10 protein-coding genes are annotated in these 14,496 nt (G+C 52.5%); 3 read left to right on the top strand and 7 right to left on the bottom strand.

The window, feature by feature from the left end:
- Position 1: 1 nt before the first annotated feature.
- From cydB to IDM49_RS07350, 4 genes are all read right to left on the bottom strand, one after another.
- Complete coding sequence (gene cydB / locus IDM49_RS07335; RefSeq protein WP_190724031.1) at positions 2-1,063, bottom strand: cytochrome d ubiquinol oxidase subunit II; 1,062 nt, start codon at positions 1,061-1,063, stop codon at positions 2-4.
- Between the two features lie 12 nt (positions 1,064-1,075).
- A complete protein-coding gene (locus IDM49_RS07340; RefSeq protein WP_190724032.1) occupies positions 1,076-2,653 on the bottom strand; it encodes a cytochrome ubiquinol oxidase subunit I in 1,578 nt (525 codons plus the stop codon).
- A 258-nt stretch (positions 2,654-2,911) separates the two neighbouring features.
- Positions 2,912-3,934 (bottom strand): malate dehydrogenase, encoded by a 1,023-nt coding sequence (locus IDM49_RS07345; RefSeq protein ID WP_190724033.1) that lies wholly within the window; start codon positions 3,932-3,934, stop codon positions 2,912-2,914.
- 102 nt (positions 3,935-4,036) lie between these two features.
- Positions 4,037-6,139 carry a DNA gyrase/topoisomerase IV subunit B gene (locus IDM49_RS07350; protein ID WP_190724034.1) on the bottom strand — a complete coding sequence of 701 codons (2,103 nt, stop codon included), beginning with the start codon at positions 6,137-6,139 and terminating at the stop codon, positions 4,037-4,039.
- Between the two features lie 215 nt (positions 6,140-6,354).
- Between IDM49_RS07350 and IDM49_RS07355 the strand changes: the two genes are divergently transcribed.
- Positions 6,355-6,552, top strand: a complete 198-nt coding sequence (locus IDM49_RS07355) for a DUF7455 domain-containing protein (RefSeq protein ID WP_190724035.1) — start codon at positions 6,355-6,357, stop codon at positions 6,550-6,552.
- A gap of 287 nt (positions 6,553-6,839) precedes the next feature.
- Here the strand turns inward: IDM49_RS07355 and IDM49_RS07360 are convergent, their stop codons facing one another.
- The 3 genes from IDM49_RS07360 to IDM49_RS07370 form a co-directional block, all read right to left on the bottom strand.
- Entirely contained in the window at positions 6,840-8,231 is a 1,392-nt protein-coding gene (locus IDM49_RS07360) for an RNA polymerase sigma factor (RefSeq protein WP_400680289.1), read from the bottom strand.
- A 186-nt stretch (positions 8,232-8,417) separates the two neighbouring features.
- Positions 8,418-9,875: a DUF4192 family protein gene (locus IDM49_RS07365; protein ID WP_190724037.1), complete on the bottom strand. Its 1,458-nt coding sequence runs from the start codon at positions 9,873-9,875 to the stop codon at positions 8,418-8,420.
- A 210-nt stretch (positions 9,876-10,085) separates the two neighbouring features.
- Entirely contained in the window at positions 10,086-11,015 is a 930-nt protein-coding gene (locus IDM49_RS07370; RefSeq protein ID WP_168615035.1) for a proteasome assembly chaperone family protein, read from the bottom strand.
- 256 nt (positions 11,016-11,271) lie between these two features.
- On the opposite strand from IDM49_RS07370, the gene IDM49_RS07375 reads away from it, so the two are divergent.
- Complete coding sequence (locus IDM49_RS07375; RefSeq protein WP_190724038.1) at positions 11,272-12,786, top strand: leucyl aminopeptidase; 1,515 nt, start codon at positions 11,272-11,274, stop codon at positions 12,784-12,786.
- A gap of 319 nt (positions 12,787-13,105) precedes the next feature.
- Positions 13,106-14,485 (top strand): dihydrolipoyl dehydrogenase, encoded by a 1,380-nt coding sequence (gene lpdA / locus IDM49_RS07380; RefSeq protein WP_168615037.1) that lies wholly within the window; start codon positions 13,106-13,108, stop codon positions 14,483-14,485.
- The last annotated feature ends 11 nt before the right edge of the window (positions 14,486-14,496 follow it).

The raw sequence follows: 14,496 nt of genomic DNA on the forward strand, positions 1-14,496 counted from the left end.
ATTAGCGCGCGTTAGGTAATGTTGCCAGGTCAGCCGCGTCGTGCGCTTCGGGAATGCTGTGCACGCTCAGACGCTTGCGGAAGACCCAGTAGGTCCAGCTCTGATAAATCAACAGAACCGGGATGCCGAAGCACGCAACGACGCTCATCAGACCCAGGGTGTAGGGTGAGCTGGACGCGTTAGCGACGGTCAGGTTGTTGGCCGCATCAAGCGTTGAGGGCAACACGTTCGGGAACAGTGCTAAAAAGATGCTCAGCATGCCGAAGATGATGAACACCATCATGGATGCGAATGTCTTGCCTTCGCGGGCTGCTCGAGCAAACGCCCAGGCAACTACGACTGCGACAACCGAGATAACGCTAGCCACCAGCGAGAGCACGGACGCACTTGTTATCTGCATGTAGATAATGGCAACGAGCAAGGGCAGAACACCAACAGGCAACAGACGCACCAGCGCCTTGCGAGCGCGCACGCGAATTTCACCGTCAGTTTTTAGCGCCACGAATGCCAGTGCATGAACGATTGCAAAACCTACGAACGCTAAACCACCGATGATGGCAGGAAGCGAAAGCCAGGAGAAGGCACCACCCACGCGGTCGCCGTTTGCGTTCAGCGGCAGGCCAGTGGCTGTAATCGCCAAGGCAGCGCCAATGAAAAAGGCAATCAAGAACGAGCCAATATTCATGGCAAGCGTCCACCCTTTGACCCAGCGCTCAGTATTTTTCTTTCCGCGGTATTCAATGGCAACAGCACGAAAGATCAGTGCTAACAAGGTGAACACCAAAGGCAGGTAGATGCCGGAGAACAGTCCCGCGTACCACATCGGGAATGCTGCAAACATTGACGCTCCGGCAGTCACCAGCCAGACTTCATTACCGTCCCAGACCGGGCCGATGGTGTTGAGCAGAAGCCTGCGCTCTTTTTCGTTACGCGCAAAGAGGCCACTCATGAGCATACCGACGCCTAAGTCAAAGCCGTCGAGAGCAATGTAGCCAATCCAGAAGAAACCAACCACCACAAACCAGACGGTGGGTAAGGTCGGTGCAGAACCAAAAAATTCCATGTCTCTTACCCCTTAGTAGGCGAACGCGAGAACGTCGCGGTCAGTGTGGTCGTCATCGTGGGTGTGATTGTGCGGGTTCTCCACGAGTTCAGGCATTGCAGCCGGCACACCAGCCTTGACATATTTAGCCAGCAGATAGAGTTCTGCCACCATGAGCACGCCGTACACAGCGGTAAGCGCAATCAGTGAAAACAGGATTTCCCCGCCGCTCACACCTGGTGAAACAGCTGCCGCGGTGAACATCTTGATAGCGGGATTACCGTCGGGGTTCGGTGCAACAACGAATGGCTGACGTCCCATTTCGGTAAATACCCAGCCTGCAACGTTAGCGCCAAAGGGAGCAAGGATTCCCACAATCGCCAAGTTAGACAGCCATTTAATCTCAGGAACGGTCCCCTGTCCCTTCTTGCGGGTCACCCACAGTACGTAGAAGTACGACAGCATAGCGATACCGCCCAGCGTAAACATTCCGCGGAATCCGTAGTAAGTTACTTCCATCAGCGGCAGGTAGTTAATTTCTTGACCGGCACGCTCACCGTACATGGGGTCATCGGGCAGATGTGTTCCGTACTGTTCCTGGTACTGCGGCATCAGACTGACAATACCGGGGACGTCCGTAGTGAAGTTATCGTGCGCCAAGAATGAAAGCAGACCGGGAATCTCTACGACAGCCTGTACATCATCACAGTTTTGTGCACCGGGATTCGAAATAGAGAACAGCGAAAAGGCAGTGCCATCGTGGCAGGCTGCTTCTGCTGCCGCCATTTTCATGGGCTGTTGCTGGATCATCAGCTGCGCCTGCATATGGCCGGTGAATGCTGTACCAAAGAAGCCAATCAGACCTACCACAGCACCAATGCGCAGGGAGTTGAACCAGACTTTGAAGTCCGCGCGATCGCGTCCACCCACACCGGCATCGCCGACAATAACCTTGCCGTTTTCGCCCACGGTGTCAACGCCGTCCGCGCGACGTTTGTACAGCTTGTACCAGGCAATACCCACGAGGAATGAGCCTGCCACCTGCACAGCACCGAACAAGGTATGCGGCACAGCTACCAACGCCGTGTTATTGGTAAACACAGCCCACGCATCCGTCATTACAGGGCGGCCATCTACCATCTCGACGCCAACAGGATGCTGCATCCACGAGTTCGCCACAATGATGAAGTAGGCGGAGAACCACGACGCGCATACTGCGCCGAGCAGACACAAAGCATGAATTTTGGGCTTGAGTTTATCCCAACCAAAAATCCATAGGCCGATAAACGTTGATTCGACAAAGAACGCGAGCAAGCCTTCCATCGCCAGCGGTGCGCCGAATACATCGCCCACAAAACGCGAGTACTCGCTCCACGCCATGCCGAACTGGAACTCCTGCACCAGGCCGGTGGCAACGCCCATAATGAAGTTGATGAGGTACAGCTTTCCCCAGAACTTCGTCATGCGCTTCCACTGGTCGCTACGTGTTTTGACGTACATCAGGTTGAAAAAGACAACAACAGCGCCCAACCCCAGGGTGAGGGGCACCATCATGAAGTGGTAGACAGTGGTAATACCAAACTGCCACCGCGCTATTTCAAGAGGATCCACGAACAGTCCTTTAGTGGTGAGTAGTGAGATGCCCCGCGCAACAGCGCAGAGAATTTCGATCAAAAGATTTGTTCTAGGATACTGAGTCAATATGAAAACAAAACCTGAGCGGTTGGCGTTGACGTGATGCTCACTTGACGGTAGAGAAAAGGTTATTAAAACGTTAACGCCCGATCATTGCTTTTAACAGCAATTACTCAGGCGTTAATTCGCTTTTCTGGTATTTAGCTTTGAATAGCTTCAAAAAACAGTGTGATTTTACCTCGCGTTTCCCAGCAATCCCAAGGATGCAACGGCATCTCGCTCGCTTTTCAGCTCGTTGACTGAACGTTCAATGAATTTTCGTGAAAATTCTGAGATGTCATAGCTGTGCTTTATTTCATAATGACCATTCTCACAAACTACAGGGAAGGAGCAAATCAGACCTTTCTCAACTCCGTAAGAACCATCTGAAACAACTGCCATTGATGTGGTCTGACCATTCGTTCCGCTAACCCATGATTTGATATGAGAAATAGCTCCGTGAGCCGCCGATGCAACGGATGAGCCACCACGAACGTCAATAATTTCAGCACCGCGTTGAGCAACCTTCGGAATGAAGGTGCTTTCAATCCAGCTTGCGTTCTTGCCGTTTTCACCTAAAACTTCTATCGCAGGACGCCCAGCAATCGTTGCATTGAAAACATCCGGGTACTGGGTGGCAGAGTGGTTGCCCCAAATGGCCAGCCCTTCAATATCACTCACGCGCGCACCTGTTGCGAGTGCAAGTTGAGCGAGCGCGCGATGATGATCAAGCCGAGTTAGCGCCGTAAAGCGTTCAGCAGGAATGTCCGGTGCATGAGATGCACAAATCAATGCGTTTGTATTTGCTGGGTTACCCACGACGACGACCTTGATGTCGTCAGCGGCATGCGCATTAATAGCCTGACCTTGCGTTGAAAAAATAGCGCCATTAGCTTCAAGAAGGTCGCCGCGCTCCATACCAGCTGTACGAGGACGCGAGCCAATCAGCATCCCGATATTTGCGCCTTCAAATGCTTGATGGGGATCATCAAATACATCAACGGATTCTAAAAGGTCGAAAGCGCAATCATCAAGCTCCATCGCGGCGCCTTCTGCTGCCTTCACGCCCTGCGGAATCTCAAGCAGGCGGAGACGAACGGGAGTATCAGGCCCCAGCATTTCTCCCGCTGCCACCCTAAATAAAGTGGCATAGCCAATCTGCCCACCGGCGCCGGTGACGGTAATGGTGACAGGACTATGGTTCTTTCTATATGACATAACCTCATTGTAGTGAACTGAATCACCCCAATGAGGTTATTGTCGGAATATTTCGTGGAACATTCACCGAGCGCAGACCATCCACATGCCTATTCGGCAGATCTACATATCAATTTGTGACTGATCAAGCTGGTGAGCGCCGTTGATAATAAACTCCTTACGCGGAGCAACTTCGGAGCCCATCAGCAGTGAGAACGCGCGTTCTGCAGCCTCAGCATCCTCAATGCGGACGCGACGCAGCAGGCGGTGACGCGGATCCATGGTGGTTTCTGCCAGCTGGTCAGCATCCATCTCGCCCAAGCCCTTGTAACGCTGAATAGGCTCTTTATAGCTGCGACCCTCATCCTCAAGCTTCTTGAGCAACTGATTGAGCTCGCGCTCTGAATAGGTGTAAACCATCTCGTTAGCTTTACCGCGGTTAACAATCTCCACACGATGAAGCGGCGGAACAGCGGCATAAACCTTACCGGCTTCCACCAAAGGCTTCATGTAGCGGTAGAAGAGGGTGAGCAACAGCGTACGAATATGGGCACCATCGACGTCCGCATCCGTCATCATAATGATCTTGCCGTAGCGTGCCGCGCCAACGTCAAAAGTGCGGCCTGACCCCGCGCCAATCACCTGAATAATAGCGGCACATTCAGCGTTCGCTAGCATGTCGGTCAGTGACGCTTTTTGCACGTTGAGAATCTTGCCTCGGATGGGTAGCAAGGCCTGATACGCCGATGAACGTGCCAATCGCGCAGTGCCCAACGCTGAGTCGCCCTCGACAATAAAGAGTTCTGATTTCTCAACGTCATTAGAGCGACAGTCAACGAGTTTAGCCGGCATAGATGAGGTCTCAAGCGCGGTCTTACGACGCTGGGTCTCTTTGTGAACTCGCGCAGAAATACGCGATTTCATCTCGGCAGCAACCTTCTCGCTCAAAGCGTTAGCCTGAGTTTTCTCGGCGCGAGCAGTTGACTTGAGCTTTGCGGCAAGTTCCCTTGAAACAACCTTTGAGACAATGGCGCGGACTGCCGGTGTACCCAGAATCTCTTTCGTCTGGCCCTCGAACTGAGGCTCAGCCAAACGTACGGTAAGAACGGCAGTTAGACCGGCAAGAACGTCGTCTTTCTCGATTTTGTCATTGCCCATCTTGTACTTACGGGCGTTATCAGCCAAGTGCTTGCGGAAAGTCTTCAGCAAGCCCTGCTCAAAACCGGCCAAATGGCTACCGCCTTTGGGAGTAGCGATGATATTAACAAAGGTATTGACCTTGGTTTCATAGCCGATGCCCCAGCGCAAGGCAATATCGACCTCGCACTCGCGCTCTACATCCTGCAACTTAGAGTTGCCGTTAGAGTCAAGCACAGGCACAGTTTCGGTAAAAGTATCGCGCCCGGTAAAACGCCAAATATCGGTAACTGATGAGTCGGGTGCTAAGAAGTCAACGAACTCCGAGATACCGCCGTCGTGCTGGAACACTTCTTCGTGGCTCTCAAACTCACCGGGGGTTCCGGGCATACGGCGCTCATCGCGAATAGCAATGCGCAAACCGGGGATCAAGAAGGATGTTTGACGCGCTCGTGCCGTCAAATCCTCGTAGCTGAACTTAGCGTCAGGAGTAAAAATCTGCGGGTCAGCCCAATAACGCACGCGAGTACCGGTGACGCCACGCTTAGCCTTGCCCACAATTTGCAAGGCGTCATTGGGTGCAGAGAAAGGCGTAAATTCGGCATCTGGCTTGGGTGTACGTGAGGACGCGAAAGTTCCGGGAATGCCATGACGGAAGGACATCTGATAGGTCTTACCACCGCGGTCCACCTGAACGTCAAGACGCGCAGACAGCGCATTCACTACCGATGCGCCTACGCCGTGCAAACCACCGGATGCGTTGTAGGAGCCACCACCGAACTTACCGCCGGCGTGCAACTTGGTGAAGACCACTTCAACACCGCTGAGGCCGGTGCGGGGTTCGATATCAGTGGGAATACCGCGTCCATCGTCTTGAACCTCAACGGAGCCGTCCTTGTGCAGAATAATGTTGATGGACTGACCGAAACCAGCGAGCGCCTCGTCGACAGAGTTATCGATGATTTCCCACAGGCAGTGCATGAGACCGCGCGAGTCTGTAGAACCGATGTACATACCCGGACGCTTGCGGACAGCCTCAAGACCTTCAAGGACGGAGAGGTTGCGTGCCGTGTAATTCGATGCAGCCAAAATGTTGCTCCCGAGATTAGAGTAGTGAACCTTTATAGTTTAGTTGGTTTGCGGCTCGCTAGCATTCGAATACGGCGCAAGTTTGCCCACAGTATCTGCCGGGTACGAGGGTGTTTGTGGGAAGTGAACAGCGCATTGCCAACAGCGAACGCGGAATAATTCCACCGGCACACGTGGTTGTATGGGTACAACACATTTTCAGACATGAGGAGGCAATGGTGAGCGTAACAGCTGTAGAAACTCAAGAATTGAAGGCAACCGATCGTTGTGATGCTTGCGGAGCCCAGGCGTACGTACGCGTCACTATGGAATCAGGTGAGTTGCTGTTCTGCGGTCACCACGCGCGCGCTAACGAATCAGCCCTGCGCGAGGTCGCAGTTGACTGGGATGACCAGACTGACCGCATCAAGTAGGTTATTCTTTGCTAACTTATTGGGGCGCTTTACCGGATATTGATTTCGGTGGGGCGTCCTTTTTTTGGATTGATTTTGACGGGGAAAGACGAAAGCAAAAAAGCCCGTTCGCTCCCCTAGGTGTCAAGGGAGAGAACGGGCTTTTAGCGTTAACTAGCTGTTTGGGCTAGGTAGTCGCGCAGAAGAACCTGCTGACCGGGAAAAATCCGAGCAAGCGAGGAATCAATTTTTTCCCGCGTCAGATAGCCAGACCGCCTGAACTATCCTTTGCTCGCATTCTTATCGGATTAGTCCAAGTAGTCACGCAGAACCTGCGAACGTGACGGGTGACGCAGCTTAGACATGGTCTTTGACTCAATCTGGCGGATGCGCTCACGGGTAACGCCGTACACCTTACCGATTTCGTCAAGAGTTTTAGCCTGGCCGTCAGTCATACCGAAGCGCATTGCAACAACGCCTGCTTCACGTTCTGACAGGGTGTCGAGGACTGAGTGCAACTGCTCCTGCAAAAGGGTGAATGAGACAGCATCGGCAGGTACAACTGCCTCTGAGTCCTCAATAAGATCACCAAATTCGGAGTCGCCGTCTTCGCCCAGCGGGGTGTGCAGTGAGATCGGTTCGCGGCCGTACTTCTGAACCTCGATGACCTTTTCGGGGGTCATGTCGAGTTCTTTTGCCAGCTCTTCAGGGGTGGGTTCGCGACCCAAATCCTGAAGCATCTGACGCTGGACGCGCGCAAGCTTGTTGATAACTTCAACCATGTGCACGGGAATACGAATGGTTCGTGCCTGGTCTGCCATCGCACGGGTGATAGCCTGACGGATCCACCAGGTTGCGTAGGTTGAGAACTTGAAGCCCTTTGAGTAGTCGAACTTCTCAACTGCGCGAATAAGACCGAGGTTACCTTCCTGGATGAGGTCCAAGAAGAGCATGCCACGACCGGTGTAGCGCTTAGCGAGAGAGACAACAAGACGAAGGTTAGCTTCGAGCAAGTGGTTCTTTGCACGCTTGCCGTCGTGAATGACCCAGCGAAGTTCCTTCTTCAGCTCGCGGTCCATGTCAGGATTTTCTGCAAGCTTGTGCTCAGCGTAGAGACCAGCTTCGATACGCTGCGCAAGGTCGACCTCCTGCTCAGCGTTCAGCAGTGAAACCTTACCGATTTGCTTGAGGTAGTCCTTGACAGGGTCAGCGGTTGCACCGGGGGTAACGACGCGAATTGCAGGTGCGTCGTCATCGTCGTTAGTGGTCAGAACGAAGCCGTTGCCCTTGGCCGCTACAGCTTCGGACTCTTTCTTTTCGACTTCTTTTTCGGTCTCTTCTTCGTCCTCATCGCCGTCTTCGAGATCTACGGCGTCGGGATCTTCGATGTCTTTGTCGTCGATATCAATATCATCAGCATCAATATCTTCGTTTTCTTCGATATCCGCGCTCTTCTTAGTCTTGCGGGTTGAAGCGCCAGCCTTAGTTTTGCGGGTGGTCTTTTTAGCAGAAGCTTCGGTCAGCTCTGCTTCTACTTCTTCGTTCTCGGTCTCTGGCTTGGTTGCCTTTGAGCGAGTATTCGCCTTTTTGGTAGCGGTCTTACGCTTAGGAGCATCGCTCGTAGCGGTCTTCTTGCTTGCAGCAGGTGACACACAGAACCTTTCTTTTTGAAAACCACGTGTCGGTTCAGCGGCACGCAGTCAAAACACCTATGACCCTGTCAAATCTGTTGCGGTTTTAACCGGTTGAGAAACATCTTTGAAGGGTCTTCGGTTGTGTTCAACGCACGAAGTTTTTCAATTATTCCCGAGTGCGGGAGATTTTCTCATCAGATAATGACGGGGTCGAGGCTCAATTATTCCAGAAGAAGTAAAGAAAATATACTTCTAACTCTTGCGTGGCGGGTAAAAATTGGGTATTTGGAGGTAAGTTCCTCGCCATGTTTGCCGGGAATCTTGGCACCACAAGGGAATAAAGTTGCGATTGATAGCTTCTTCAAAAGCTATGAACTCTGTCTCTTCCCGGTACTGTTTGCTGTGCTCCAGGACGGCGCAGGCGGCACTCGTGCGTCCTTTGAGCCAGTGAATCCACGCTTGCATGATGTAGATACGGCCCAGGCAACCGCTTTCAGCACTGTAACTCACCAAATCCAATAGCAGGTCGAGCGCTTCGAGACGTTCCCAGTGTGGTGCGGTGGGTGAAGTGCCCATAAGGTAGCCTGCGATGGTATCGAGGGAGTGCGCCGGAAGCGCGGCGTCATCGCTGAACGAGGCGGACTCTAAAGTTTTTCGTTCTGCTACTGGAAAGAGCACCTGCCCTCGGGCGGTTTTCTCAGTATCATCAAGTTCATCGAGTTCGGCCAGCGCACCTACAACAGTTTCAAGGTCGGCACATGCCAGTGCCAAAACAAGTTGTCCTGTACCCATTGTGGTAAGAGTGGAGGCGAGAAAACCGGCACTTTCTGGCGCAAGGGCATCGCGGAGCTGATCAGCCCAGGTGCCGGATGCCGCTGAGCCGAACTCGTCAGTTTCACAACTTTCCATAATGCGTTGAATATAGTGGTTCCACAGTGTAAATTCTGCGGTTTTTTGCTGACTGTAGTTCTGTGCATAAGAACTATGAGGGGCGGTAATAGTGGCTCGGTAAGAGGTAAACCAAAAGTTAGCATCTGACAGCCATTGGTCTTTGTCGTCAGGACGCGAGGTGGCAAGTACATCCCACGCGGGAGTGGGGAGGTTGTCCTGCGAAGCATGGGCAACGCTGGAGCCGTGTGCAATCATTTGAGCGTAATGCGGGCTCATTACGATTTCATCGACCATGCCGTCAAAGAACATGAGCTCATCGGGGTTATCCAAACGCCAGCGGGTGTAGGTGCTGACGTAAAAAGATTCCACCAAGTGAACATTGTGTTCTCGAGCCGCTGTGAATGAACTTTCAGCCCATGGCTGGATACGGGCAACACTTTGAGCATCCTGTTGAATCAGTTCAAGGTGTGGTTGCCAGCTCTCCCCCGCCTGGATTTTTCGAGCTTCTTCTGTGCTGGTTTCACCGAAGTAGAGAGTGAAGAAAGTTTCAAAACGATGCCCTTGCTCATCGAATTCCGGCATCATTTCCATCAGGTGCGAAATATACGATTGCATATGCTCGCGTTCTTCTAGGTCGATGAGATCAGCTCGCATGCAAGGTCCGACTCCTCCGTCTGAGATTCCTAGAACAACGATGGAGTTTTCGGGCCAGTACCCCAATGCGTGAATGGTGTAGGCTGCAATGTCTGCAGGTGAGCGTAGCGGCGTGAATTCTGATTCTTCAGCAGAGTGCGAAGATTTGTGGTTCTTAGTGTTCATGGTTTTACTTGACCACAGCTGTCCGGCAGCTCGCCAGCGTTCTATAAAATCTGTGGATAATCACTACAGCCGACTAGGGCTAATACACCTATCAACAGTAAAAGATGTCAACATTGGGCTGTGTCCACAATTAAAAACCTTGAGAAACATCAAAGGCGCTGGCAACTTCATCAAAGAAATTGCCAGCGCCTTCGGGTATCTAGTGAAGGTTTATTCGTCTTCAGACTTCTCATCAAGGTGAGCAAGAAATTCTTCAATTTGAGCGCCAATTTCATCGCGGTCGGGAACTTTGTCGCCCTCGCGTTCAGCTAAAGAAAGCAACTGCATATCTGAAGCCTTGACGTTGTAGTCGTAGTTCTCTTCTAAACGCTCAATCATCATGCCAATTTCTGGGTTTGCCTGAACCTGCTCGTTGATTTGCTCTTGCACGCTTTCCGTAGAATCGCGAAGCTTATCTGAGGGCAGGCTCAACTTAGCAGCCATCGAGACGTGTTCCATGGCTAGCAATGTTGATTGGGGCAAATCTGCTTCTGAGAGGTACTGCGGAACATTGATGGCAAAGCCCACAGTATCGATGTTGCGCTCGCCCAATCCGATTTCTAGCAGATGCGAGATAGAACCTTGCACCTCGGCGATGGGGTGCCATGCAGAGATTCCGTGGGTGAGGTCTTTGCGAGAACCGTGAGCGGTGACAAGCATAGGACGCGTGTGCGGAACAGGCATCGGAAAGCCCGAGACAAAAATGGTGAGAGAGACTTCTAGCCGCTCTGCAATATCAGATAACGCGGTGACAAAGCGCTGCCATTGCAAATCAGGCTCAGCACCGGTGAGCAGCAAGAAAGGAGTCTCTAAGCGGTCTTCCATCAGGTAGAGCTTGAGCTCAGGCATCACTGCTTTTTCAAAATGATCTTCTTTGAACTTCACACGGGGACGGCGCACTCGATAGTCGTGTAACTGATCCATATCAAATTCAAGGATGGATGCGTTTTCTAGCTCTTTGAGAAGAACTTCGCCGAGGTGACCCGCGGTACCACCGGCATCCTGCGGATGCGAGAGTGAAACAACGAGGGGAAGTCCGCGTAGGTTCTCGTTCTCGAACACGCCAGCCTTAGCTAAGTACAGGCTATCGGGGTTTAACACGGCGGCTTCCTCCTCTTATCTTTACAACATCTACAAGTTTTTATCGTCGAATAGGAATTTTATACCCTGCACTTGATAAATACTGCTTAATTTCGCTCAGGAGTGGTCAACTGTACACCGCTGCACTGTGTACTTCTAGGGGTGTCCACTTTCTGTGTGGTTGTGGGTACAGTTTTCGCTGAGTATTCTAAAAAGAAGTCACCTATACATAGTCCTTTTTGGCTGTGTGTTTCGTTGAAAATGTAAGGATGTTTTGATGACTTCAGAGATCACATTATCTGTTGCTTCTTCTGGAGCCGATGCTATCGATGCTGATGCTTTGGTTCTCGGTGTTTATTCATCGTCTGAGGGTGCTTCTCTTGCACCTTCTTTTTTGTCTGCTCAGACGGTAGAGGGTCTTGAGGCTGTTCTTGAAGATCTCGGTATCTCGGGCGCCGCAGATCAGGTCTACCGCCTGCCCGGTGTTGAGGATTCAGCCGCAAAGATTGTTGTTCTTACTGGTCTGGGCGAACGCAGCGAGGATGCTGCTACACGCGCTAACGCTTTGCGTTACGGCGTTGGCTCGGCTGCACGTCAGCTAGCAGGTTGCGAGAATATTGTTGTGGCTGTTCCCACCGAGGACGTGGATGATGTTGCAGCGGTTGCTGAAGGTATAGCTTTTGGTGCTTTTACCGACTCACAGCTGAAAGAGAAAAGCGCGGAGAAGGTCAAGGCTCCTGTTTCTTCTGCAGTTATTATCACCGATGTGGAAGCTGACGCTGCTTCTTCAGCATTAGAACGCGCGCTCATTCTTGGCGAGGCTGTTCACCATACTCGTGTATTGGTGAATACTCCCCCGTCGCATCTTTACCCCGAAACGTTTGCTCAGCAAGCAATCGAGCGCGTTAAAGACTTAGATGATGTCAGTGTTCGCGTTTTTGAGCCCGAAGAGCTTGAAGCTGAGGGCTTTGGCGGCATCATGGGCGTTGGTAAAGGCTCATCACGCGGCCCTCGTTTTGTAGAGGTCAAGTATGCACCTCAGGATGCGTCAACTTCCGTGGCTTTGGTAGGCAAGGGCATCACCTTTGATTCGGGCGGTCTTTCCATTAAGCCTGGCGCTGCCATGATGACGATGAAGTGCGATATGGCGGGTGCCGCATCCGTACTCAATGCTGTAGCTGCAGTAGCTGAGCTTGGCCTACCCATTGGCGCAACGGCTTATCTGTGCCTGGCTGAAAACATGCCTTCAGGCACCGCAACTCGCCCCGAAGACGTTTTGACGATGCGTGGCGGCACCACAGTTGAGGTGCTGAATACTGATGCTGAAGGTCGCCTCGTCATGGCTGATGGCTTGGCGTACGCATCGGAACAGAACTTCGATGTAGTTTTGGATGTGGCAACCCTTACCGGCGCCCAGATGATTGCTCTTGGTACTCGCACTTCTGCGGTGATGGGTGATGACGCCATCCGTCAGCAGATTGTGGACGCGGCTGAGGCTGCCGGCGAAGACTTCTGGCCGATGCCGCTTCCTGCTCATCTGCGTCCTGCCTTGGATTCACAGGTGGCAGACCTCAAAAATATCGGTAGCCGTTTTGGCGGAATGCTCTCAGCGGGTATCTTCCTCAAGGAATTCGTGGGCTCTACCGATGAAGGTCAGATTCCTTGGGCGCACCTTGATATTGCATCCCCTGCGTTCAACGAAGAATCCGCGTTTGGCTTCACTCCCAAGGAAGGGACTGGCCAGTCCGTGCCCACGCTGGTGAAGTTCTTGGAAACTCGTGCTGGTAACTAGACCGTAGGTCGCGGTTACCCCTCGTGAGCTAGGTACCCGCCCCGCTATCGCTTTCTTGCTTTCAGCTACAGTCGCAAGCTGAGAGCATAGGGGCTATAGCGGGGCTATGCGTTTAAAAGTCCCCCTTACCCGGTACCCAGTTTTCTTGGCTGAGCGTACAAGTGTTTACGTTCACCTGTGACTATGTTCACCAACACGACTTAGTGTTGAAACGAAACAAAGTAGAGCAACACCCAAACACGCGATAAGCTAGGAATCGAACTACATAGTTAAACCGCGGGGTTTTTAGCCCCGACTTTCAACAAAAGGGAGCATCAACGTGGCCGATACGGCAGCAGCTCAAGAATTTGACGTTCTGATTCTCGGTGGCGGTAGCGCAGGCTACTCAGCAGCACTTCGCGCAGTGCAGCTTGGCTTTACCGTAGGCATGATCGAAAAGGCAAAGCTCGGTGGCACCTGTTTGCACACCGGTTGCATCCCGACCAAGGCTTACCTCCACGCAGCAGAAGTTGCAGCAGAAACCCGCGAATCCGCAAAGTTCGGTGTTAACGCAACCCTTGATTCAGTCGACATGGCTAAGGTTCGCGAATACAAGGACGGCATTGTTGCAGGTAAGCACAAGGGCCTGACCGGTCTCTTGAAGATGAAGAAGGTTACCGTCATCGAAGGCGACGGTAAGCTCACCGGCAAAGACACCATCACCGTAGATGGCACCGAATACAAGGGTAAGCACATCATCCTTGCATCAGGCTCATACTCAAAGACCTTCGGCATCGAGATTCGCGACCGCGTGCTGACCTCAACCGAGGCACTGCAGATGGATTACACCCCCAAAAGCGCAATCGTGCTCGGTGGTGGCGTTATCGGCTCAGAGTTCGCATCACTGTGGAGCTCATACGGCGTAGACGTAACCATCATCGAAGGTCTGCCTCACCTTGTACCCAACGAGGACCCCGCAATCATCAAGGTTGTTGAGCGTGAATTCAAGAAGCGCGGCATCAAGACCAACCTCGGTACTTTCTTCGAGAAAGTAGAGCAGGACGAAAACGGTGCAAAGGTTACCCTGACCGACGGCAAGGTATTTGAAGCTGACATCGTTCTTGTAGCTGTTGGCCGTGGCCCTAACACCGATGGCCTGGGCTACGAAGAACAGGGCATCACCCTTGATCGCGGCTTCGTTATTCCTAACGAGCGTCTGCACACCGGCGTTGGCAACATCTACGCAATCGGCGACATTGTTCCCGGCGTACAGCTTGCACACCGCGGCTACCAGCAGGGTCGCTTCGTTGCAGAAGAAATCGCTGGTCTGAACCCCCAGGTTGTTGAAGACATCAACATCCCCAAGGTCACCTTCTGTGACCCCGAAATCGCTTCCGTTGGCTACTCACAGCCCAAGGCTGAAGAGAAGTTCGGCAGGGAAAACGTTGAGGTTGCAGAGTACAACCTTGCAGGTAACGGCAAGTCATCTATTCTCGGCACCGGCGGCCTGGTTAAGGTTGTCCGCGAGAAGAACGGCCCCATCGTTGGCGTTCATGCTGTAGGTAAACGCATGGGCGAGCAGATCGGTGAGGCTCAGATGTGGGTTGTCTGGGAAGCATTCCCCGAGGACGTTGCACAGTTCATCCACGCACACCCCACTCAGAACGAGTCACTGGGTGAAGCAGCGATGGCACTTGCTGGCGCACCCCTGCACGGCTAATAAAGCTTTTA

It is taken from the genome of Rothia terrae (assembly GCF_014705925.2).
GTDB classification, from domain to species: domain Bacteria; phylum Actinomycetota; class Actinomycetes; order Actinomycetales; family Micrococcaceae; genus Rothia; species Rothia terrae.